Source organism: Bdellovibrio sp. SKB1291214 (assembly GCF_002209355.2).
Taxonomy (GTDB): domain Bacteria; phylum Bdellovibrionota; class Bdellovibrionia; order Bdellovibrionales; family Bdellovibrionaceae; genus Bdellovibrio.
In genome coordinates, this window is record NZ_CP106855.1 from 363714 (window position 1) to 387121 (window position 23408).

The 23408-nt window shown below is 44.5% G+C and carries 22 protein-coding genes; 9 read left to right on the forward strand and 13 right to left on the reverse strand.

Features of this window, described 5'->3' with window-relative positions:
• Nucleotides 1-65: 65 nt before the first annotated feature.
• Nucleotides 66-6524: an Ig-like domain-containing protein gene (locus B9G69_RS01795; protein WP_265437924.1), complete on the reverse strand. Its 6459-nt coding sequence runs from the start codon at nucleotides 6522-6524 to the stop codon at nucleotides 66-68.
• Nucleotides 6525-6817: 293 nt separating this feature from the next.
• Here B9G69_RS01795 and B9G69_RS01800 point away from each other — a divergent pair, with 293 nt between their 5' ends.
• Nucleotides 6818-7564: a L,D-transpeptidase family protein gene (locus tag B9G69_RS01800; protein ID WP_088614196.1), complete on the forward strand. Its 747-nt coding sequence runs from the start codon at nucleotides 6818-6820 to the stop codon at nucleotides 7562-7564.
• On the opposite strand, the gene B9G69_RS01805 is transcribed toward B9G69_RS01800, so the two are convergent.
• The gene (locus B9G69_RS01805) at nucleotides 7565-8689 is read right to left on the reverse strand and encodes an MBL fold metallo-hydrolase (protein ID WP_254916722.1); all 1125 of its coding nucleotides are present in this window, start codon (nucleotides 8687-8689) and stop codon (nucleotides 7565-7567) included.
• 116 nt (nucleotides 8690-8805) lie between these two features.
• Here B9G69_RS01805 and B9G69_RS01810 point away from each other — a divergent pair, with 116 nt between their 5' ends.
• On the forward strand, nucleotides 8806-9372 hold the full coding sequence (locus B9G69_RS01810; protein WP_088614194.1) for a TetR/AcrR family transcriptional regulator: 567 nt from the start codon (nucleotides 8806-8808) through the stop codon (nucleotides 9370-9372).
• Nucleotides 9373-9376: 4 nt separating this feature from the next.
• On the opposite strand, the gene B9G69_RS01815 is transcribed toward B9G69_RS01810, so the two are convergent.
• Nucleotides 9377-9874 carry a hypothetical protein gene (locus B9G69_RS01815; RefSeq protein ID WP_088614193.1) on the reverse strand — a complete coding sequence of 166 codons (498 nt, stop codon included), beginning with the start codon at nucleotides 9872-9874 and terminating at the stop codon, nucleotides 9377-9379.
• Between the two features lie 75 nt (nucleotides 9875-9949).
• On the opposite strand from B9G69_RS01815, the gene B9G69_RS01820 reads away from it, so the two are divergent.
• Nucleotides 9950-10408, forward strand: coding sequence for a hypothetical protein (locus tag B9G69_RS01820; protein WP_088614192.1), 459 nt, complete (start codon nucleotides 9950-9952; stop codon nucleotides 10406-10408).
• A gap of 46 nt (nucleotides 10409-10454) precedes the next feature.
• Here the strand turns inward: B9G69_RS01820 and B9G69_RS01825 are convergent, their stop codons facing one another.
• The 3 genes from B9G69_RS01825 to msrA all read right to left on the reverse strand — a co-directional run bounded on the left by B9G69_RS01825 (nucleotide 10455) and on the right by msrA (nucleotide 12017).
• On the reverse strand, nucleotides 10455-10844 hold the full coding sequence (locus tag B9G69_RS01825) for a hypothetical protein (protein ID WP_141096857.1): 390 nt from the start codon (nucleotides 10842-10844) through the stop codon (nucleotides 10455-10457).
• A 223-nt stretch (nucleotides 10845-11067) separates the two neighbouring features.
• The gene (locus B9G69_RS01830; RefSeq protein WP_088614190.1) at nucleotides 11068-11361 is read right to left on the reverse strand and encodes a hypothetical protein; all 294 of its coding nucleotides are present in this window, start codon (nucleotides 11359-11361) and stop codon (nucleotides 11068-11070) included.
• Between the two features lie 104 nt (nucleotides 11362-11465).
• A complete protein-coding gene (msrA, locus tag B9G69_RS01835) occupies nucleotides 11466-12017 on the reverse strand; it encodes a peptide-methionine (S)-S-oxide reductase MsrA (RefSeq protein ID WP_088614189.1) in 552 nt (183 codons plus the stop codon).
• Between the two features lie 107 nt (nucleotides 12018-12124).
• Here msrA and B9G69_RS01840 point away from each other — a divergent pair, with 107 nt between their 5' ends.
• The gene (locus tag B9G69_RS01840; protein ID WP_088614188.1) at nucleotides 12125-12697 is read left to right on the forward strand and encodes a hypothetical protein; all 573 of its coding nucleotides are present in this window, start codon (nucleotides 12125-12127) and stop codon (nucleotides 12695-12697) included.
• 37 nt (nucleotides 12698-12734) lie between these two features.
• Here B9G69_RS01840 and B9G69_RS01845 read toward each other — a convergent pair whose 3' ends face one another.
• Nucleotides 12735-14060 (reverse strand): beta-sandwich domain-containing protein, encoded by a 1326-nt coding sequence (locus B9G69_RS01845; RefSeq protein WP_088614187.1) that lies wholly within the window; start codon nucleotides 14058-14060, stop codon nucleotides 12735-12737.
• A gap of 189 nt (nucleotides 14061-14249) precedes the next feature.
• On the opposite strand from B9G69_RS01845, the gene B9G69_RS01850 reads away from it, so the two are divergent.
• On the forward strand, nucleotides 14250-15446 hold the full coding sequence (locus B9G69_RS01850; protein ID WP_088614186.1) for a hypothetical protein: 1197 nt from the start codon (nucleotides 14250-14252) through the stop codon (nucleotides 15444-15446).
• Nucleotides 15447-15509: 63 nt separating this feature from the next.
• Here B9G69_RS01850 and B9G69_RS01855 read toward each other — a convergent pair whose 3' ends face one another.
• Nucleotides 15510-16193, reverse strand: coding sequence for a hypothetical protein (locus tag B9G69_RS01855; protein WP_088614185.1), 684 nt, complete (start codon nucleotides 16191-16193; stop codon nucleotides 15510-15512).
• Nucleotides 16194-16542: 349 nt separating this feature from the next.
• Here B9G69_RS01855 and B9G69_RS01860 point away from each other — a divergent pair, with 349 nt between their 5' ends.
• Nucleotides 16543-17280 (forward strand): substrate-binding periplasmic protein, encoded by a 738-nt coding sequence (locus B9G69_RS01860; RefSeq protein ID WP_088614184.1) that lies wholly within the window; start codon nucleotides 16543-16545, stop codon nucleotides 17278-17280.
• On the opposite strand, the gene B9G69_RS01865 is transcribed toward B9G69_RS01860, so the two are convergent.
• Nucleotides 17266-17472: a hypothetical protein gene (locus B9G69_RS01865; RefSeq protein ID WP_088614183.1), complete on the reverse strand. Its 207-nt coding sequence runs from the start codon at nucleotides 17470-17472 to the stop codon at nucleotides 17266-17268. The genes B9G69_RS01860 and B9G69_RS01865 overlap by 15 nt on opposite strands.
• A gap of 240 nt (nucleotides 17473-17712) precedes the next feature.
• Between B9G69_RS01865 and B9G69_RS01870 the strand changes: the two genes are divergently transcribed.
• Complete coding sequence (locus B9G69_RS01870) at nucleotides 17713-18561, forward strand: DNA/RNA non-specific endonuclease (RefSeq protein ID WP_088614182.1); 849 nt, start codon at nucleotides 17713-17715, stop codon at nucleotides 18559-18561.
• Here the strand turns inward: B9G69_RS01870 and B9G69_RS01875 are convergent.
• Nucleotides 18558-20177 (reverse strand): HAMP domain-containing methyl-accepting chemotaxis protein, encoded by a 1620-nt coding sequence (locus B9G69_RS01875; RefSeq protein ID WP_254916721.1) that lies wholly within the window; start codon nucleotides 20175-20177, stop codon nucleotides 18558-18560. The two genes, B9G69_RS01870 and B9G69_RS01875, sit on opposite strands and share 4 nt — an antisense overlap.
• A 237-nt stretch (nucleotides 20178-20414) precedes the next feature.
• Here B9G69_RS01875 and B9G69_RS01880 point away from each other — a divergent pair, with 237 nt between their 5' ends.
• Together B9G69_RS01880 and B9G69_RS01885 are read left to right on the forward strand one after the other, a co-directional pair.
• Nucleotides 20415-21083: a hypothetical protein gene (locus tag B9G69_RS01880; RefSeq protein ID WP_088614181.1), complete on the forward strand. Its 669-nt coding sequence runs from the start codon at nucleotides 20415-20417 to the stop codon at nucleotides 21081-21083.
• A gap of 85 nt (nucleotides 21084-21168) precedes the next feature.
• Entirely contained in the window at nucleotides 21169-21585 is a 417-nt protein-coding gene (locus B9G69_RS01885) for an MAPEG family protein (protein WP_217897650.1), read from the forward strand.
• Nucleotides 21586-21619: 34 nt separating this feature from the next.
• On the opposite strand, the gene B9G69_RS01890 is transcribed toward B9G69_RS01885, so the two are convergent.
• The 3 genes from B9G69_RS01890 to B9G69_RS01900 form a co-directional block, all read right to left on the reverse strand.
• Nucleotides 21620-22405, reverse strand: coding sequence for an OmpA family protein (locus tag B9G69_RS01890; protein ID WP_088614179.1), 786 nt, complete (start codon nucleotides 22403-22405; stop codon nucleotides 21620-21622).
• 195 nt (nucleotides 22406-22600) lie between these two features.
• On the reverse strand, nucleotides 22601-22825 hold the full coding sequence (locus B9G69_RS01895; RefSeq protein ID WP_141096856.1) for a hypothetical protein: 225 nt from the start codon (nucleotides 22823-22825) through the stop codon (nucleotides 22601-22603).
• Between the two features lie 52 nt (nucleotides 22826-22877).
• Nucleotides 22878-23402: a YaeQ family protein gene (locus tag B9G69_RS01900; protein ID WP_088614177.1), complete on the reverse strand. Its 525-nt coding sequence runs from the start codon at nucleotides 23400-23402 to the stop codon at nucleotides 22878-22880.
• Nucleotides 23403-23408: the final 6 nt, after the last annotated feature.

The following is a 23408-nucleotide window of genomic DNA, read 5'->3' on the forward strand; positions in this document are numbered from 1 at the left end:
AATGAAACCGTGTTGATCATCGCTCTATGAAAGTGAACGTTAGTTATTTAGGGAGGCTACAAACTCTATGGATTTACGACTTCCGCGACACCCTTCAATCCATTTTGCTTATAAATGAACAAGAGTGTGTTGCGATAGCTATCATAATGAAGAGCACTCTCGCATGTAAAAGTCGTATTCGGTAATGCAATCACGGACTCTGCACCGCTATTATTCAGATCATATTTATAAAGTATTCCTGATGCGCACGTATAAACGTAATTGCTGGAAAGATCCGTCGATCGCTTCACGGCAAATCTCGAGAAAGCCCTCGGAGCTGTAAACAAAGTCCCCATTGTGCCGGTTCCATCATAAGCAAACTTTGCAATACGAGTGGCGTTAGGTTCCGCTAGTAACCAAGAATTCGTCCCTGGATCGTATTGTGCCTGCATACCAACATCGTTCACACCCGCTGCCAATGAACAGCCACCATTCAAGGCTGAACCATCAGCACAAATCGTAGCTGGGATTTGAGTCGAACCACCATTTGTGTCGTAAAGTTTTTTCGTAAATACTTTCGAAGTTAAATCGACCCAGAAATAGCGCGAATCAGTCATACGGTTGATCGAGCCGTTATATGAGTACGCCCCTAATATCATCGTATTACCGTAAATTCCAACGGGCTGTGGACCATAGCTACCCACAGAACTCCAGCTTTCCCATAAACCTGATGAACGTACGATTCGCCCTGTAGAGCCCTGGGCTCTTGGCATATAGACGTCCCCATTCGAATTCACAAGAATACGGGTTGGGGAGATATCGAAAGAGTTATGAATAGGGCTTGTCGCGGCCACGTTGCCTGCTGACGGTGCTTTAGAGTATTGGAGACCCGCAAGCGTTGTCACTGAGCTGCCAGGAACAAATTCACGAACACGCACATCACCAAAGTCATAGACAGTTATGTAGCTCGTACCCAGTGAGTTCCAAGATTTAACATCCGTCAAATTAGCAAAGCGGGTCACCAGAGGCATTTTGCCGTCATCCGAACCCAGCTTGTCTCCCGCAATGGTTCTGACGTAACCATCGTTATCAATAGTTCTGACGGCCTTCGATTTCACATCAATATAAAACGGCTGACCTTGGCTGTTAAATGTTAAAGCCATCGTGTTAATCGCGCAGCTGGTATGGAATGTACCATCAGAACAAGTTCCGTACTGGTCACTACCCCAAACTCTTGCCCAAGTCATGGAAGCCGAATCAAACTTCCAGATACCTTGAGCCGGAGTTCCTTGATCGTAGGCAGAATATACATTTCCGACTCTGTCATTATAGAAACTGACATATTCACGATAACCGTCTGTCGTTACGATATGATCTGGAATTGGCGACATCGCGATGCCTGTGGACGGATCGACTTGAGCATAGGCCCGAGTTTCCGTCGTCGATGCATTCAAAGTACATGATGAGCTTGAACCTTGAGAACTTACTTCCCAAATCATTTTATCCACGTTGCCTGATGCATCGAACGTCACGAAATAATCGATGAACCCGCACAAAGTATTATCCTGAGTGGGCGAAGAGCTGTTTCCTGTACCACTTAAAGTGATTAAGCTCACCGCGCCTGTTGCTGCATTGTATTTACGAACTTTGTGGCCATTTTCCCCGACAAAGAAAATATCACCGTTTGAAGACACCGATAAGTGGCGAATATTTATTGAAGCCTTATAATTCGTCGCCGTCGCAACATAGGAACCGGTATCGTTACCGCCGCCGACGACACGACTGATAGTCATCGGACTCACTCTGGTATTGATTCGGCGAATAGTTTGGCTGTCTGCCACTAAAATATCATTGTTTGCGTCCTTATAGATTCCTGATACAGCTTTAAATTTGGCGTTGGTCAACTCGCCACCGTCGCCTGACATAGAACCCGCATAAGTCGCCAGAATTTCGTAAACACCATTTGTCGGATTCACCCATGCAAGCCCGCGTGTATCTAAAACAAAAATTCGACCATCATCAAGAACTTGCAATGCGTTCGCACCACCGCTTGGTTGGATGATAGCAGACTTAGCACTTGAATTCAGTCCCAAATCTGTATTCCCCGCAAGGAAATTAATTTGCCCTGAGTTCAACGGATTACTTGAGATCGTCGAGAAGAATCCCAAAGAATCCACAGTTTTCATTTTCAAGCGGAAGTAAGTGCCCACTGGAGCCGACAGTACCGCACATCCAGTGAATCCAGAAGTAACTGTACAGCCACCATTGGCACCGTTGGCAAGACCCGTGGCCAACGTTCCAGCCGTTGTCGCATCATCCGTTGTGTAAGTGATAGAGATAGGATTAGCAGCCAAGCCCGTAGAGCTTGAAACATTCCATTTCAAATAAATCGCGCTTCCCGACGTCACCACAAGATCTGAACCACTTGGAGGACTTGTCGGAGTATTGGTAGAAGTCAATTGGATCGAACCCACCGATGGAGGATTTGGTGAGTTATAGTAAACACTGCCCTTATCCACGCTGGCAGTTGATGAATTCGTTGAAATGTTACCCACAGCATCCATCAACCAAATATAAATTGTGTAAGCCCCAGAAACGAAGCCGACGTTATAATAAATAGAAGATGTCGAAAGATTTTTCGCCGCGGTAAGACCGTAAGAAGCGACTGGAATCCAGCAGCTGCTTGAACTGGTTGGAGCTGTGCCTGAAGTTGACATGCAGATTTTTGAAATATTGCTAAGGGAATCCGATCCATTAAAACCAATCAAGACGTTATTATTCGTGGTATTTGCCGATCCACCATTCACGGTGAAGCTTGAAAGTGTCGGAGCACTGCTATCAATTGCAAAACTACCCGAGGTCACCGTCTTAACATTTCCTGCGGCATCCGTTAAAGTCACACGAACTTTCGCTGCATTCGTATTGGTCCCAGGAACTGATATTCCTGTAAGCGAGTAAGTTACGTTCGTATTGGCACCAGCCGTAGCTGTTTTTGAGCCCGCGCTTGTCCAAGTTGCTCCATCATAAAATTCAATAGCAAAAGAAGAACTGCTTGCTACATTGGCTTCAGTTACAACCCAACTTGCGGTGATTGTGCCGCCACCTTTAACCACGCCCGGAGTCGTCACTGTAATCGAAGGTGCCGTTGCATCTTTGATCACAGAGCGACCAGAGGATGAACCTGTGTTCCCAGCACTGTCCGTTTGACTTGCTGTTAAGGTGTAAGGACCATCAGCCAAAGATGACATATTCGCGGTAATGACCCACGCATTTCCTGAACACAAAGTTGGCGCCGCTGTAACACCAGAAAGGTTCACTGCCACACCATTTTCAGAACATGCGCCACCGATAGTCACAGCCGATAAATTTGCGGATGGGATTACATAGTTATTAGCTGAAGGCGTTGTGATAGTCACCGTTGGAGCCACGGTATCCACAACCCAAGTATATGTCACTGGCGTCCCGTCATTGCCTGCCGTGTCCGATGCATAAATAGAAACGGTGTGACTGCCTTCGGATAAGGAGCTGTAAGATCCCCCCGACACACACGTCGAATAAGATCCACCATCCAGCTTACACTTAAATCCGGAGACACTTCCCCCACCCGTATCCAGACCTGTGAAACCAAACACCGCCGTCGCCGAGTTTGCATTCGCAGAAGGTTTAGCAGTGATCGTCACTGTTGGTGGAGCGGTATCAATGGTCCATGAATAAGAAACTGCAGCGGAATAGTTTACAGCAGCATCAAGAGCCGAAACCTCAAAGCTATGAGCTCCCGCAGCCAAAGAGCTGTATGAGACTCCAGAGGTACAAGACGTAACGGCTCCACCGTCAATTTTACATTCGTAACCAGCAACAGAACCAGAAGAGTCCGCGCCACTAAATGTAAAGGCTGCCGTCGTCTGATTCGTTAAGCTATTGGGTTTGGTTAAAAGAGTCAAAGTTGGAGCCGTCAAATCCACGTCCCAGGAGTATGTCTGCACAGCAGAGGTATTCCCTGCCGTATCCATGACCTTCACGTTGAATGTATGAGATCCTTCAGCAAGACTCGTATAATTCTTAGGGCTTGCACATTCCGTATAACCCGCGCTGTCTAACTCACAATAGTATTTCTCAATCGTCGCGCCACCGGTGTCACCGCCCGTAAACTTAAACTGCGCTGTCGCTGTGTTTGTATCAGCGTCTGGTTTATCGGTGATGGTCAAAGTCGGGTTTGTTGTATCTATCAACCAAGTGTAAGAAGTCGCATCACTGACGTTCGATAAGTTATCGATCGAGCGCACCTCAAAAGTATGCGACCCTTGCGTCAAGCCCGTATAGGACTTCGGTGATGAACATGTCGCCCATCCCGCTGAATCCAAGTTACATTGATAGCTCGAAATAGAGCCGCCGGATGGAGGTGTGGCATAAAATGAAAAGTTCGCCGTCGTTTGATTTGTAATATTATCCGGTGAGGCTGTGATCGACGCCATCGGCGACACGGTATTAATCGTCCACGTGTAAGTTGTCGCAGTACCAATATTACCTGCAGAGTCCGTGGCACGCACTTTAAACGTATGACTGCCATCCGCCAACGACGAATACGATTTGCCTGTCGTACAAGCAGAATAGCCACCACCATCAAGTTCACATTCGTAGCCAGAAATGCTCGCGCCACCTGTATCCGTACCAACAAACGCGAACGTCCCTGTCATTGAATTTGTCATTGCAGCGGGTTTTGAGGTGATCGTGACTGTTGGCGGAGTCGTATCAATCGTCCATGAATGAGTTTGAACAGAAGATACATTTCCAGCACCATCGTAAACGCGGGATTTAAACGTGTGACTGCCCGCAGCCAAAACGTAATTCATCACTGCCGTACAAGTCGCATAAGCAGCTCCATCAAGGCTGCACTGATAAGTCGCCAGACCAGAGCCACCGGTGTCAACTCCGGCCATTGTTAAAGTCGCTGATAACGAATTCGTTACAGCAGCGGGACCTGTTAGTGTCAAAGTTGGGGCCGTTAAATCGATATGCCAAGTTTTAGAATCAATGTTTGATGTGTTACCGGCCGTATCAATAGCACGAACACTCACGGTATGATCACCCTCGGTCAAACCCGCAAAGGACGCAGGACTTGAACAAGCACCCCACGCGCTGGAATCAAGCTTACATTCAAAATGGTCTATTGTACCAGAGCCGTCATTGCCCGTGAACGCGATAACTTGAGAGCTTGATTTACTTTGTGCCAATGGCTGCGTTGAGATTGTGACTGTCGGAGCCGCGGTATCCAGACCCAATGTCAAAGTAACTGGCGTCGTAGAAATCAAACCCGAAGCATCTTTAGCCCACAAGTAAAGAGTCTTGCTGCCCTCTCCCGATGAAGCCAAGGTATAATTCAAACTCTGACTGCCCACCTGTGAGCAAACAATCGGAAAGTTTTCAGAAGCACTTGGGATGGAGGAAGTCTCTGTCATCAAAAGGCTGCTGAAAGAATCACAGTTAGCTAAAGCTGCACCCGTGGTAATCCCGATGACTAAAGCACGTGTACTTACCGGCTGGCCGGCTGCAATCGAAGGAGATGTCACCGAAAAATTCGGTGGCTGTGGCAAAACATTATTAGAAATTTGTATCGGACCGGAGAAAGACTTATTCGGTTTTGTCAGATCCACATGCCCGGAACCATTATCCCGACCGATCGTCAAAGTGATCGCATGGTTTCCTTGCGAGTTCCCGCCAGGAACATGGCTTACGGACTTAGCTGTTCCTAATGTCGTAGCATTTAACTTCCACTCATAAATCATCGGATAAGACGATAACCAGTGGGCAGCGTCTGCTTCCAACTGCAACGCCACTTTCTCTTGTGCCGATGCCGGTAAACTGTAAGACAGAACTTCGGGCGAAGCATCCAGTAACGCCGAGGGAGCTACACCGAAAATTTGCGTGAACTTATCGCTAGCTTCAGTATTTGCTAGCAAAACGTTGTACGCTTTCTCCATGGAATCGGGGCTACCCAAGATCAACATCAGGTTATCAACTTCAGCACCATTATCTTGCAGCGCCATTGACAGTTTGTCTTTAAAGTCGGTGTTAACGATATAGCCTAAAAGAGACGAAGACATCGTCACGTTTTGTTCGGCATAACCTGTGACCGGTCTAAAATAGACTCCAGCAGCACACCCCTTCACTTCAATCAACATAGGACTGGCTTTCAAAGCTTCCGTTTCAAAACCAGCGTTTTTTAAGTCAATCGAGTAAGCTCCTGTATCGTCCGCTCCCACTGAAGCTGCCGGAGGACTGATACGTTGGCCTGAGGAATCAAGTTTATAGAGGTTCACAACCGGAGTGACACAAGCCATAGCATCTTGTGCTGAGGCTTGATTGGAATTAGTTGCATAATTGGCGATGCGACCGGAAAGGCTTCCCGTATTCACTGTGAGAATATCAGCAATCGTTGCGTCCATCGAGCAGGAGACGTTCCCTAAAGCGAACGCTACGACCAACATCAGTTTAGATCGTAAAAGCTGCAGTATGGATGCTTTCCCGTTACGTACATGCGTTCCCATGTGTTTCCTATCGGTCACACCTTGTGCCCACAAGATAAGAAACGCGAACTTAATGAATCCAAAAATACGAATGATACCTCGGAAGCCCAGATCCGTCCCGAAGCGATATTACGAGTGTGAAATGAACCTGCCTTTTGTATTGAAAACGTCTTTTATACTAAAATTGATTTAATAACCATTATAGCGGGCCCTATGGACTTTAGTGGAGTAAGATGAACGCTCTAATCAATGAATGGCGTGTTAATTCACAACGAATGCGTTCATACTGGAAACAGCCAAAGGGGTTCCACAGAATGAAGTTCCCAGGAAAAGTTTTGATCGCAAATATCTTCAAAGGACTTTTCTATTCATTCATCGTTATTGCGATTTCGTTGATCACTTTGGAACTTCCCCTTTTTAACAAGTTAAAGATTTCTATATTCGGTAAATCCACTGTGCAAAAGCGAGTGCAAGATATTGAACCCAAAGTCACAGAAAAACTCAAACCCCTTTTCGTTAAGAAAAATTTGGTTTATCCACCGGATGACGTGACTTTGCTTTTCGTAAAATCGCAGAAGACTCTGTCTCTTTTCGCCAGCGACTCTGAAGGAAAACCGCAATTCATTAAAACTTATCCCGTATTTGGCGCCAGTGGAAAGTCCGGCCCCAAGTTGACTGCTGGCGATGACCAGGTGCCTGAGGGTCTGTATCGCATAGCAAGCTTAAACCCGAACAGTCAGTTTCACTTGGCTTTGCGTTTAAATTATCCGTCTGATTTCGATAAAAAGATGGCAAAGGAAGAGGGCCGCAAGAATCTGGGTAGTGATATCATGATTCATGGAAGTGTTTTGTCCGCCGGATGCATCGCGATCGGCGACGATGCGGTTGAAGAAATTTTTTATCTGGCAGCTCAAAGCAACTATCGCAATTGGAAAGTGATTCTTTCCCCTGTCGATTTCAGAAAAGTCGTTTCCGCACCGGAACCCAAAGTGATCAAACCCTGGATTCCGAAACTGTATGAAGAACTTGCGCAAACTACGAAAGAACTGCCCCTTAAGTAATCACTTCTGTACGGTCGTCGACTCGTCCCACCAACGTGTACTCAGATAGTGATCATTGATTGTCACCACTTCGCCTATTTTTGGCGTTACCAAAGTCATTCCATTTTGTTCCGCCGCAAGAGTCAGCTTTTCCAACGGTTCGCGCCAAGAGTGCAAAGCTAAGGTGAACATTCCCCAGTGAATTGGAAAGTATCGTTTCGCATTCAAATCTTTAAATGCAGCGACGGACTCTTCAGGAAGCATGTGAACTTCCCGCCATTTTTCATTGTATTGCCCACTTTCTACAAAAGCGATATCAAAGGGTCCCAACTTCTCTCCAATTTCCTTGAAGTGGATATCATAACCAGAGTCGCCACTAAAGAACACATTGTGTCTGTGACTTTTAATCACCCAAGAAGCCCACAAAGATTTATTCTGATTCCAAAATCCCCGACCCGAAAAATGTTGGGCAGGAGTTGCAATGAAAGTGATGTCCTCTAGTTTTGCAGTCTGCCACCAATCAAGTTCCTGAATTCTGTCAGAAGAAATTCCCCACCCCTTAAGGTGAGCTCCCACTCCGAGGGGGACCAAAAATTTTGTCGATTTATTTTTAAAAAACTTTATTGAATCCGTATCTAGATGGTCATAGTGATCATGACTGATCACCACCACATCAATGGGAGGAAGCTCATTGAGTTCGACAACGGGGTCTTGAAAACGCTTCATCAAAAATCCTAAGGGACCTGTTGATTTAGATAATACCGGATCAATTAAGATCATTTTACCATCAAAATTCAAAAGGACTGTCGAATGCCCAAACCACGCAACCTTCATCTCTGGGCTGGGTTTAACAAACTCCACAAAATCAGGCTTTGTTTCGGGCAGTTTCTTTTTGGGAGTTCTCTCCTCGCCATTTCCGAAAATAAATTCTTTAAAAGTCGCAAAATTCATGGAACGCTCACGCATTTCCTTTAGAATATCAGGCCGACGGTTTACAAATGTTTCTGCTTTTGCATCGAAGTGTGCCGACGTCTTAAAAGACTCGTTATTTTCCTTTGAGGGCAAGGTTCCAAATGACGAACATCCCGAAATCATAAATACTCCCATTCCCACTAAACCAACTACCATTAAAACCAGTTTAAGCATGGTGATAACTCCCATAGTCCCTATTATATGCACTTTTTGAGTTTTGTCTGGAAAAAATTGAAAAGAAACCGACCAGATGGTATGTTTAGAACAGAAACGTATTAATTAAGGATTTTATGAAGTCTGCTTACCAACGTAAAAAACAACCCGCATTGGTCAAAGAAGAAATTCTAAAAGCCACCCTGGCTCTGGCTCAAAAAAAGGGCCTTGCCGCGATCACTGTTCAGGCTGTCGCGAAACTTGCGGGCATCACGAAAGGTGGACTGCTGCACCATTACCCTTCAAAGCAGGCCTTAATAAAAGGCGTGTTTGACACGCTGATGACGGAAATGGACCAGGAGATTGACGCCCTTATTGAAAAAGACCCATCTCCTTTTGGACGCTTTACAAGAGCCTATGTAGAACTGTGCTTTGATGAAGAATGCTTGGAAGAGACATCAGCTTGGCCAGCCCTTTGTGTGTCTATTTTGGTGGAACCACGGCTTAAGAAAATGTGGCGCAGCTGGATGGAAAAACGTTTAAAGCAGCACAAATCAACGGATTCAGCACTTGAACTGGAAATTGTGCGAAGGGCCGCCGACGGCGTTTGGTTTAATCACATCAGCGACACCCCGTCGACAAAACAATACAACAAGAAGCTCAAAACAGCTTTGTTACGCAAGACTTATAAACCAGGGGCATAAACCATCATTTCGTCCCCTCCCAAGCCGAGACATGTTTGATATCTTTCATGATCACGGTTGCCGCGCGGCCGAACTGACGACATGCTGCTGAGGAATCCACAATACGATACGTGATTTTAAGATTCCAGATGTCTTGGCGCTCCCAGTACACGCGGTCATATTTACAGATTGTTCCATTCAAATAAACTGACGCGTTTTCCGCAAACTCCAGACCTTTGGAATTGGTCGTGAATAGGCGACAAGATTTGAGCTCGCACAACTTCGTATGATCTTTATCAGTATAAAAAACCTTTGGTTCGATCTCATCAGAAACAACGCTGGTGACTTGATCCAATTGGAAGGAGCCAGCGGCGATAGCCTTACAATCATTTTGGTTCAACACCAACACGTGGTATTTGCCTGCAGCGGGTTTGAACGTAGAGTATGCTCCGGTAAATCCGACACATGCCTGAGATATACCTGCAACTAATGTCAAAAATACGACCACCAAAATCTTTTTCATTCAGCCCTCTTACTTGTGATCTTTAGTGTAGCCACGGTGTTTTACCTGTGTCAGGCTTAAACAAAGGATTATCTGATGCGAACAATCATTTTCTTCGTCATTTTATTATTTATCACCACAACGACTCACGCAGAAACTTGTGCGCGGCTAACTGGTGTATTTCAAATGGCTGAAGGAGCTGTAGTAAAGTTTGAAAGTGATGGTTGCGACAGACTGATTCGTTGGTCTGGCTACACCAGCAAAAAGGGTGAAATAGTCATTTCACCAGAAAAAATGGTGTACCACTTAGATGGGACACCATTATGCACGGGCCGGCGCTGCCAAAGTGCTGTCATTTATGACGGTGGTATCTTATTCAGTTTAAACTATGAGGGTTATGTAAAAACTCCGGATCACGGTCTTTGTATTCACCGCGAGTATAAAATCTCAATCACTAACAACAACAGTCTGCAAACTCATTACGAGGTTCATGATTGTGATGATGGGTTTAGCGGAAAAGTGTTAAAAGTATTCCCTCGCCTTCCCGATCTATAAAATTAAAAAGCCAGGTGCACCGCCCTGGCTTTTTAACCGCTTCTTTCTAATGAGTCGAAAAACCCAAAGTGTGATCGGAACGGACCTCGATGCGAAGAACTTCAGCGCCCGCCTGAACTTCGGCTGCAATTTTAGACAACTGATGTTCGCAGCTTTCCATACTATCTACGGGGCCACTTAATTGTTGTGCTAAAATGTTACCGCGTAAGAAAACCATCAAAGAAATTCTTCCAATTCCTTTATGGCATTTTATATTCAGACTTTGCTGAGGAGCGGTGCCTAGGGTTAAGAATCTGCCTCCGCTGATTCTTGAGGACTCCTTCAACTCAGCTTTACCTGGGCTTACTGGGACTTCAATAACTCCGTCCAACTGCGCCTGAGCCATCCCAGAATATGCCAACACTGCGACCACCAAAAACTGACCAATCAATTTCATTTTATACTCCAGATTATTTTGTTCGCGGAAAGAAATTGCACGGGGCGGGCCAGGTGAGCTCAAATTAAAGCACGGATGGATGACAGGAGTTTCGGTTAGAAACGCAAAAAGGCTTTCCTCGTCAAGTGCATGAACACCGGAATAAAAATGCTTTAACGAATGTGAACGAAGATAAGGTATCAAAATTCCCCAACGCTCGGGGAATTTTGGACTTAGAATGGGACTAGAAACTGTCTTGAGGGCAGCGAGCGCGGCGCAGTTCACTTTCAACTTGTTCAGGGGTCCCAGTTAGTTTGTGGAGCTTATCTGACACCACTTTTCCGCAGGAATTATAAACCACACGGTTCACAACATAGGTGATATTTCCACTCGAGCTTTCTGTCGTCACCATTCCCGAACACGCGACCTTATGGCGAAAACCGCAGAACTTCGCCTCCGCCAATGAAGCCACGAGCAAGGTCGTCGCGATAATCGTAAAAGACGCAAAATGATGTGAAATCCGAGCTGTTTTATTCATAGCAAAATCCTTTTCAAGAAGGATCAAAGCAATTCATATGCCGAGATTTGGAAACACAACTTGCACCGGGCAAAGCGTTATCCGTTCACTATGGCCCCGTGACTTTAGAATTCAACCTTGCGCACAAAATGACAGGTGTATCCGCTTGGATTTTTCTGCAAGTAATCTTGATGCTCGGCTTCAGCTTTCCAAAAGTCTCCTGCTTTACTCACAACAGTCGTCACAGGCTTACCCCAAGCTTTAGATTTGTTAACCCGGTTGATTACTTTGTAAGCAGTTTCTTTTTGTTGTTCGGAGGTATAAAAAATTTCACTGCGGTATTGAGTACCGATGTCATTGCCCTGGCGATTCAAAGTGGTGGGGTCATGGATTTTGAAAAAGAACAGCAGAAGATTTTCATAACTTAGCTTTTTCGGATCGAATTCAACCTTGACTGTTTCAGCGTGATTCGACGTTCCTGTTTTTACAATTCCATAAGTCGCGTTCGGGATTTTTCCTCCCATATAGCCAACTTCCGTAGAGGTAACACCCGGTTCCTTACGAAGTAATTCCTCCATGCCCCAAAAACACCCGCCAGCTAGATAGGCTGTTTCTGCATGGGAAGCGAATCCTACGAATAAGGTCCAGATAAAGATCGCAAGTTTTATTGTTTTCATGCCTCTATATTATCAGAATTCAACAGGACTGTGAACGAGGTTTCAAAAATACTCTGGGTATCACGGACGAGTTCTGTGTAAACTGGCATGGTGTGCATGGAGGCCTCATGAAGTTTTCTACGACCCAGTGGATCGTTTTTCTTGCCGGTGTAATCGGTGTTAACTCTGCTAACGCTGCATCCTTTACCCTCACCAAAGGTAGTGGTTATAAAGTCGAGCCCCTTTATGGTATCGAAACCGTGTACCGTGATTACCCAACTCCACATATGCAAACACGATCGATGTATGGACTTCGAATGAGTCTGGGCGTTGATCTTTTATCTCTGGAAGCCGAGTATACAAAAGCCTCTGATACTGAGGACTACTCCACCGCTCCCGAAAAAGTGAAAACTGATGACGAACGCTTAAAGCTGGGTTTGAGTTCCACTTACAGAGTCGACTTTTTCCACATGACGGGTCGTGCAGGCGCTCAAGCAACAAAATCCGTTCGCGAAACAACTTCAGGCGGAATTGTTACTAAAGATGAACGTCCTATTCAATATAATCCCTATGCCGGTGCTTCTATCGGTGTGAACTTTGGCCCGGCTTCGATTAACTTAAGCTCGACTGTTGTGTTTAGAGATAATGATTGGGAAAAAAGTGATTTTCAAAACACCATCTCCGCAGGAATTGGATTCTAAAAAAAAGCCAGTGTCATCCACTGGCTTTTTTTTTGTCTTATTTAGTCGCCATAAATTTCAAGAAATTGCTATGGTCTGACAGGATCGTCAGATATTTCAACATGATTTCCTGAGGATAATTAGCTGGATCGTTGTACTTAGTTTGAAACTCAACAATCAATTGATACGTTTGTTCATTGTTCAGCGATTTAACTTCCTTTAACAAAGACTGTTCTGCCACGGAATAAGCATTTACGCTCATTTCTTGGTAAGTCCCTTTTAAGAAGCTGTCCGCTTTGCTAGAAGCAAACAATTTATAGTATTTGTACCCTTCAGTGTCAGCCTGACGGAAGTTCAAGTTTTTAGAAGCAATTTCTTTTCTGTAGTGAGAAGGAATTAGTTTTCCAATTTGACCAATCATCACTTCATAAACTTTACGCGCACGACTGTCAGGTTTGTTCGCGTCTTGTCTTTTTTGGAAGTCCAAAGCGATTTTAATCAATGAATCACTTGTCACCACTCGGCATGTTTGATCACCTTGCAACGAAGCCAAGAACACTTCGAAAGTTTCAGTCGCCAAAGCTTTATAGCCCTGATCAGCGGCGCTGTCTGGACGACTTGCATTGTGGCGCTCTGTAAAGAAGTTCAGAAGCGTCAACGTATATTCTGTCGAAGCAACTGACGTTTTTTCCGACTTAATAGAGGCGATAAATTCATTTACAAATTTCGTGAATTCTTTGCTGGCGTATTTTTCCTGCCACGAACCAACGGCACTTGCTTCAGCACGTCCCGCCCAAAGTTGGATGATATCCAATTTTTCTTTTAAGATGGCGTCGTATTTTCTGCTGCAAGAGTTTGAGTTGTCGTCCCCGTTATTACCGTTATTACCATTATTCCCGCCATTTCCGCCGCCATTACGCAGCGCTAACTTCGGCGCTTCAACTTTTGAAATGGCATTAATATCCAAAGAAGCATTTCCACCCATTGCTTCCGCTTGGATCTCAATTCCTAAAATAGATAAATTTGAGCTTGCATTATCGGCTAACAATTCTTTGTCTGAGTCTGCCAACACGACGTTATTAAAGGCCTTCAGCGCAATTCGCTCGTTTTTCTCATTCACAAGTTGAATGCTAATGACTTTAACCTTGCCTGACTTCACCTTTGCCTTGATAGCAGAAAGTGGAATAGGTTTCGCTAAATCCAAACGATAAAGGTCTCCGCCACCTTTACGAGTGATATCGCTAATACGGGCGCTGCCCTCGTACTGTGATTGAGCCGCCCACGTGCGCAGCTCGTCTGCACCTGTTGAGCCTGCGTGCACAAGCGCTGGCGCCTGTAGCACTAAGATGGATGCTATGATTCGTTTTGTCCAAAGAAGTTCCATGTTGATTCCTTTCAGTGTTTGAAAATCAATGTTCTCCGGTTCTCTCGACTTTTGTCTTGAGCAGTGATTTCAATCTTTAAAACGAAAAATCTCGAACAAAGAATGCTTCTGTTGCTTAAAATCAGACACACCCCATGCATTATGTCAGAGGTTTGTTTTATCACACTAAACAGCGTATGATTTTCGCATATGAATCAAAAACATCTGTTCTATTTGTCCGCGATATTTTTGCTACTTTCTAGATGCTGGATCATTACATGGCCAGTGTATTTGTCTGATGTCGGTCTTTACTATGATCTGGCCATGAATGCCCAGTGGAAAGGACTTAGAATTTATCAAGACTTCCCATTTGCCTATCCTTGGCTTACTTGGCTTTTAGTAAAGTGGCCAGCCGTCATAGGACCGCGATTAGAGATGGAAGGATTCAGGTTCTTCTTGCAACTGTTCTGCGCCGTTCTTGAGTTCGCTACGATAGGTGTTTTGTTAAGGCATTTATTCAAGTCGGGTTTTTCATTCGGAAAACTGGCTTGTTTTCTGACCTCCTATACGGTCCTTACGACATGCATGGGTGATTTGATTTATGATCGCGTCGACTTCTTTATGACGGCAGCGGTGATTTTCATCTTCATTTATTGGAATGAACGGAATCTGATCCCTTGGACCGCGGCAATTTTTGCAGGATTCTCTATCAAAATGCTACCTCTAGGGTTCTGGGCCTTTAAAATCAATGATCATAAATCCTCGAAGCGCAAACTCGTACTATTTGCACTTATCCCTGTTTTTTCGATTTTTTCTTTGTTCGCCATAAATCAAATGATTTATCCGGGTATGATTGAAGCTTTGTCAGCTCATGCAAAACGCGGAATTCAAATTGAATCTTTATGGGCGACACCATTTCTGCTTTCTAATTTCTTGGGCTGGATGTCAGTTAAAATTGAGACACTTTACGGAGCACAGGAGATCGCACCTACCGTCATTCCAGTTTGGCTACTCACCGTCTCGAAATATTTTGGATTCGCCGTTGCGGGATTCATTTGGTTAAAACACTTTGTTTCCAATCGCCAAGAGCGTGATATTTATTCCAAGAATCTACTTTTTTTAATCGTTATCCTGGTTTTCTTATGCTTTCAACGTGTTCTCTCCACACAATTCCTACTTTGGATTGCCCCATTTCTTGCTATTTACCTCGCTGAAAGATGGTCAACACGCATTGCGATACTATCGGCCGCCATATATGGACTAACATATATATGCTTCGCGCAAGGTTATTTTAAGATTGTTGCCTATGATCCAACTTACACTTCTTTGTTGGCATTAAGAAACATACTCCTATTGGTATTGTTCATCTTGATGGCCAAAGAGTATTTCCGAAAAATCAAATCCTAAAAAAAAGACCCGCCGGATGGGAGATTCCGGCGGGTCGCTTGAACGTTTCCTTAGCTTTGGGGACTATTTTTTAGAAACTGTACAAGTGCTTACGAACGATTCAGTTGTATTCTTAACTCCATTTGAATTTTCCGTGTATGGAGTTTTAAGAATCGAAGAAATAGTCTTGATACCATTTTCTTCTTTTTCAGAGATCTCAATGTCACGGTAAGGCATCTCAACACCGTCTACTAATTTATAAACAATTTTCTTAATGCCATCCGTTGTTCGTGTGACCTCCTCATAGGAATTTTCAGCATGCTGGGGTTCCCCCCCGGAAGTTGTACTCACTTTTAATGAGCCTACCTCCTTAACATCGCCATTTTCCAAGATTGTAGAGGTCTTGTTATTTTCAGACTCGAACTGACTTTCGCTTGAAGAACTCAATTCGTACTGACCATCCTTGTTTTGAACGTAAACTTTGAATGTTTTCGTTCCTTTTTCAGAGATCTTATCAATCTCGCCATCTTTTGATGAAGAACGATTTGAATCAATCAAAGTCTCGTACTTCATTTTTACTTCTTTCGCCTTCTTATCAGAAGACAACATTGAGACCACCTCAACGTTTTCACAGTGTACCGCTTCTTCGGAAGCAGAAAGGACTTGCACCTCTGCTGCACTGTTATTGTCCGATTTATTGCTAGAGTCGCAAGCTGCAAGACCGAAAGAGATTGCTGCGATCACTGACAAAGACATTACTGATTTCATAACTGCCACCTTTCTAAAATGAATTTGGCTGGACGACTTATACCAGTGCTTTTTTTTTGCGTCGGATATTTTCTGCCACTTTAAATTTATTTTTAAAACGCTCCCCAAATTGTCATTTCGCGCGCGAACTCATCGTAGTTTTGATTTCAAACAACATTTAGAAAATTCCACAAAGTCAGGGACAATTGACGCTCCCGAATTCCATGGAATCACAACAGGAATTCAACGGACTCCCGTCATGAATTCTTGAATTGCTGGAGTCGTTCGCTGTTCTTCAACAACAAATTAATCATCAAATCATGGCAAATGAAATTTTGTTTCAAGATTGGTGGAGCGTTAATATAGGTAAATGCCGTGGTTACTCGCCGTCTCTCTATATATTATGGTCTTTCCCGCTTTCGCCAAGATCACTATTCTTGGCGTCGACAACCCACCTTTATTATTTAAAAGCGCCGAGGGGGTCGAAGGCCTCTCTGGAAAATTCGGTGAGATGGTCGCGACCGCCATAAAAAAAGCGCATAAGGAAAATGACTTTGAAGTTGTCTGGATTCCTCAGAAACGGGCCCTGGCTGAATTAGACAGAAACAATTCAGGTATATTTATGCCCTTCACTCGCACTCCTGATCGGGAAAACAAATATCACTGGTTATTGCACCTTGGGGATTATGACAGCAACATCTATTCCATAGACCCAAAAATAAAAATTGGCTCTCTTCAAGATCTTAAAAAATTCAAGATCGGGGTGCTTGCAGGCAGCATTCGAGAACGAGAGTTGCGCAAAATCTTAGATGGCGACGTGCACATTGAAGCAATGACAGAAGATCGTATGAATTACCGTATGCTTAAAAATGGAAGAATCGACCTATGGATAGCTCAGCAAGCAGTGGTTGAAGACGCTCAAAAACGCGATGATTCCACCACGGGCACAAAAACGACTCTCTATAAAGTAAAGAAAATGATGACCTACAGCTTTTGGCTCGCAGGAAATTTAGCGCTCCCAGAAAGAGATTTAAAAAACCTCAGACTCATATTTGGCACTCCGACCAAATTCCATCAGACGAGCTCACAGATTTTATCTACTAAATAGGTTTGCCTTAAACACTGGCAAAACCATACAGATGACGCAAACGATTTCAAACACGGCAAGGCCCAACCACAGTTCGTGGGGAATCACTTTCAATGATCCCAAATCCACGTCGGGTGTCATGAACTTCCATGCAGCGCCATTCAAAGTATGAAATGCCAACAATCCTTGTAAGATCCATAAAAGAATATTCAAGATGAACCTCCTCTAGCAGAATTGTAGGAGAACTATTTAGTAAGGTATGCTTTTTTATTCAAAGTGCTTTTGTCCTGAAATACCGCTGATTTTCTTTTAAGAAGCCGTGTTTTGTCGCCACTCCATAAGCTTTACAGCAAGCCCCGGCTCCATCAGCTTTTGCTCCACAATCAGCACATCATCAAATAGGTTGGCTGCGACCTGGATACTTCAAAGGCAAGAATTGAAGGAGTGCTTTAAATGATAACTATCAGAAATAAATTAGCGACAACAATTTTGCTGACGGTGTACTTCTCATTTTCTCCGAACAGCTTTGCCGTTGTGGAGGGCGTGATCGGCAATGTTCCTTTGCAAAAAAATCTAAACGTTGCGTCCCAGCTCCCGACAACGAATGCTCCTGAAATCATCATCTCGCGCAAACAATTCGTTATCTCTTATAATAAAGTCAATCGTGCGCCGAACTGGGCCTCGTGGGAACTTGATCCCTCTAAGATGGGTAATGCAGATCGGACCAACGGATTTTCCCAAGATGCAGAACTTGAAGAATATTTGGAAAAACAAGGGGGCAACTATCATGCGGTCACCTCCACTGAATACCGCGGTACTTGTTTTGATCGTGGCCACCAAGTTCCTTCTGCAGACAGAACCGATAGCACCAAAGACAACGAAGCCACCTTTGCGATGAGCAATATGATCCCGCAAACACCCTTTTTAAACCGCGTGCTGTGGGAAGACCTTGAACGCTACACCAGAGATCTAGTTACTCTTAAAAAGAAAAAGGCCTACATCATTGCAGGTCCCATCTATGATCAAAATTTTGGAGCGATAGGTCCGAACCGAGATATCCCAGTTCCTTCTAAAAATTTTAAGATTATCTTCCTGCTTGAACCCACTCAAACAGCAAAAGATATTAATAACGACACTCCAGTTATGGCTGTGATATTTCCAAATACTTTGCCGAATGGAAAGCCTGCCCCTTTAAATGATTCTGCCGAGTGTTCTGATATTTCTTCATCAAATGCCGACTGGAATCAGTATCGCTCCACGGTTAAAGAGGTGGAGCGATTGACGGGACTCAATATCATTTAAAAGCCAGAGACTTTGCCCACATGGCCTCTGCCGCCTTCTTCCTCATCTGTTAAAGGTAAAAATTCTGCAGAGCTTTGCGCTTTTGTTTTACTTGGTACCGGGGCAACGCGGTGAATTCTTTTTGCTGATTCAGAGACCGATATAGCCATCGGAACTGCACGCTCGCCAGAAATCAAGAATGAGAGATCTTCCATCATTCTTTGCATTTGAGTTGCTTGCGCTGAAATTTCCTCTGCCGTCGATGCGATCTCTTCAGAAGAGGCTGCGTTTGACTGAGAGCTCGAATCCAACTGATTCATGGCTTTTGAAATCTGCGAGATCCCTGTGGATTGCTCGCTAGAGCCAGACGAGATTTCCGCAGAAAGATCAGAGACTTTTTTAACAGAGACCACAATATCAGACATGACGGCACCTGATTTATCAGCAACCTTCGTTCCACGATCAATCTTGTCCACTGAGTCTTTAATCAAACCCGTAATATCTTTCGCCGCGTCTGCAGATCTCTGAGCCAATGTTCGAACAGCGTCAGCTACGACCGCAAAACCCTTACCCTGCTCTCCCGCACGAGCGGCCTCGACCGCTGCATTCAATGCCAATAGATTTGTTTGGAAGGCGATATCATCGATGACATTAATGATCTCTTCAATCTTTCGGGAAGACTGAGAGATTTCCGACATCGAAGTTACCAAGACATGAATCTCACTTTGACCCCGTTCTGCCGATTCACGGGATGCGATTGAAAGTGTAGCCGCTTGTTTGGCGTTATCGGAGTTTAAATTCACCATGGACGTCATTTCCTCAAGACTTGCCACCGTCTCTTCCAAACTTGCAGCGGCCTCCGTTGAAGACTGAGACAGAGCTTGGCCCGCAGCTGATAATTGCTCGATGGCTGCTGTTACTTGAGCACCCGCTTCGCTGATTTTGCTTGAGATATGAGATACCGAGCTTGCCAATCTTTGAGCGATCCACATTAGGACTACCATCAAAAGAATACAAGAACCTGCTCCAACGGTCCCTGTCCAAAAGCGAGCATCGGCACGTTGTTGTTTTTGTGCGGCGTTATCTTTCTTACCCATTTCCGCATAAAAATCTGTGATTTGATCAAACGACTTACGTGCCACGGCACCAATAGTTTGCCACTCTCCGCCGCGCATGTATTTCATAGCACGAGCGTTGCCTTCAGCTGTCTCGGTTTTTAAATCCTTGATGATCTCTTCATTGATCGCCACATATTTATCGAGTTGCGATTTAAATGGTGCATACAATTCGGACTCCCCGGGCGAAAACGGAGCGGATTCATAGCGTTGCAAAGCGGCCTTGAATTCCTTTAAGTGACCTTCAAGTCCTTCAATATTCTTATTGCGGAATTCAGTGTCTTTAAGGTCTACACCTAGAACCATCCATATGCGATATCCCATGCTCACACGAGCTTCCATCGCCGCACTCAGTGCATCCATATTAGGAATAGTCGTTTCATAAGCAGCATCTAAACGCTTACCAAGACTGTCGCTGATTGAAAATCCAATCCAAGTCATGAATCCCACAGCTAACAGAGGCAAAACCGTAGAAAACAGAAGGCGACCACGGATGCCCTTGAACCACATCGATATCTTCATTAGGAAACTCCAACTGATTATAAATTGATTTGGTTCCCTATCGTTCATTATTCAACTATTCTTGAGCTAATAATTGGGAAGTCGGAGGTTATTCGATCAGTTGCGAGTATCCTCGAATATTGGTGATCTTCTCCTCATGAATATTTAACAGAACCTTTACATCAAAAATATTGTGGTCGGAAACTTAGTTCCCTATACTAAACAATGTTTACTGCCAATCGAGGGATAAATTCACCAATGTTTAAGTCAATAATACCTTTCGCGCTCGCAGCGACTCTTTCTTCCTACGCTAATGCCCAACTGATAACACCGACAGACGATCCAGTAATCGTCAAAAAATCTCAGTCAGCGATTGAGGAAGATTCCAGCGAGCACAAACGCATGGGCAAAAGCTATGAAGTCTCATTGACACCGGTGGCGATTGGTCCCATTCCTGGATTGAACACAGGTGTCAACATAGCTACCTATTTAACTAGAAACGCAGCCGTCATATTTGGATATTCTCTGCTGGTAGGAGGTCGCTCCTGCTGGGGCGCTATCAGTTGCTCTGATAAAGGATATGCATTCGAACTTTATTATCGCCAGTTCTTTGGTAATTCCTTTTATGTGGCTGGGGGACTTGATCAAAGATACGTGTCATCCCACGGCTCCGATGACTTCACCGGAGAGTCTTATAGCTTTGATGGAGAAACAACAGCTGCCAGCGTCGTCATTGGCAATCAATGGCACTGGCAGAGGTTCGTTTTAGGTTGCGATTGGTTTGGTCTGAGTGTTCCTATCTCTTCACGAGTTAGCAATGTTAAAACCCGTGGGTCCTATGGATATGACTTTGAAGATGCCAAAAACGCGCTGGTTACTGGGACACGCCCGATGGCCCTTCGTGTTCACGTCGGAATGACCTTTTAACAAGCACTTTGTAATTCATCAATTTAAGCTCCTCTGACCATTTTTTCATGCAGTTCATTGGTATCTTCTAGCCAGGATTTTTCAGATGACTTCAAATAAGGATATAGAAATGCGATTGGAACTTATAATGCTGGCATGGTCGACTGTGTTGGGACTGTTTTACTTAATTGTATCAGCCCAGGCGGCGACCAAAGTGCGTGGAATAAAATGGAACTTGAGCGCTCGTGATGAAGGGCCTCAAGAATTAAAAGGCGTTCCAGGAAGATTGCAACGTGCGTTTAAGAATTTTTTAGAAACGTATGCTTTCTTTGTGGCGGCCACTTTACTGGTTCACATCACGGATCGCTACTCTGTTATCACGGCGATTGGATCAGCTTTGTATTTTTGGGGGCGAGTGGTCTATCTACCCTTATACGCATTTGGTATTCCGTATGCAAGAACGGCTGTTTGGGGATTATCGACGACGGGAATTGTGCTGATGCTGATTGCCTTAGGACTCTAAAAAAAAGGGAGCTTGATGCTCCCTTTTTTTGTGATTACTTATCTTGTTTCGAACTTAGTTTATTCAACTCATCATATCCCGGCATTGTCGACAAATCCGGTACAACCACAATCGCGATACGGCGATTCGCAGCTTTACCTTCGGCTGTGTCATTACCTTGCACGGGATGAGTATCACCAAAGCTTGCCGCACTTACGCGAACTGCTGGCATACCGCTATCGATCATCGCACGTGTTACATTCAATGCACGCGCCGAAGCCAATTCCCAATTAGATGGGAAAGCTGCCGTTGCAATTGGCAAATTATCAGTATGACCTTCAACTTGGTACGTTTTTCCCGGGATAGCTGTTAACTGTGTCGTCACCTCTTTAATTGCTTCAAGACCTGCCGCAGATAATTTAGCAGAACCAGAATTGAACAATACGTCAGAACCCAAACTTACAACCATTTTACCGTCGATGATCTTAACTGAAAGTGCTCCCGCATCTGTCAATTTTTTGAAACGAGCTGTCAGGTCTTCAAACTCTTTCAAGCGTTTTCTTTCTTCTGCTTGGCGTGCGCGCATTTCTGCCATTGCTTGCTTCATTTCCTCTAAGGACGTTTTCAACTGACCACGATCTTTAGTAACCACGATCAATTTCTGCTCCAACTCTTGGTTTTGAGTCGCCAATTGTTGTTTCTCGCCCGTCAAAGAAGCTACAGAGGCTTTCTCTGCTGCCAATGCACCGTCGCGCTCAGTGATGTCTTTATTGTATTTGCCTTTAGTTACACAACCCGTAGCCAAAACTGCTACGGAAAGTCCTACGATATATCTTTTCATGATGCTTCTCCTCTGTGAGCCGATATTTTCCGAACTCTCGGAGACAGACTCAAGGAAATCGACTGAATTTAAGTACAAAGTCCTGCTTAAAACGGGTTCGGAAGTGATATTTAATCGAAGTACATACGAACTTCGAGGAACCCCGTCAGGCCATCACGATATTGGAATGTCGTAGGGCTCTCCTGATAGGTTGCTTCAAACCTGTGCGAAATAGTCAGCGAATAGAAATGAGTAGGTGCCGTTATTTTCGTAGCCATCAGGTTGCGCTACCTCTTCGTAACGAAACGCCAACACGGGTTTTCTTAAATAGGAAGATGGGATGATTGTGGAAGTTTGCTTATTAGTGGAGTTCGAAGGAGCATTGCCCCAGGCAGAACGAAAAGAACACACTATCAAGATCGACAGAAATAGTAATTTCACCTATTCAGTACAACACACATGCCCAACAAAACAAATATATGTTTTCATAAATCTAAATATTGAACGTCTTAATCTCACCCGAGAACGTTTCTTCAGCGATGGTTAAATCCATCTGACCCTGCTGAACCAAAAGCGCCCAACGATTGTTCTTTTCTGTCGAATTACTCACCGCTGTTAAGAAATCTCCATCGAAAGAATAGATCTTAATTTCACTAGCACGGTGAACATCGCCCCCACGGATTTCTGTTAAAAGCACTTCAGGATTTTTGTAGGTAAAGACTAGAACTTCTTTCGCTGTCTTTGACGCTTTATGAAGTTTCCGAGAGGACGGGTTGCCAATTTCAATCCAAGTTTCGATTTCATTTTGCAGGCCCAACTTACGCAGGGCGGGCGCTTCAGGATCTGCTAATCCACCGGGAGTGAATTCCAGTCGGTCTTGATATGCTAAGCAGTAAGCGAAAACACGGCTTAGCATATAAGGATAAGTTTCAGAGGGATGCTGAGCCACCCTGAAATCCAATGACTCGTAAACACCTCGATCAATATCTGACAACTCAATCTGAAAACGGTAAAGCATCAGGCC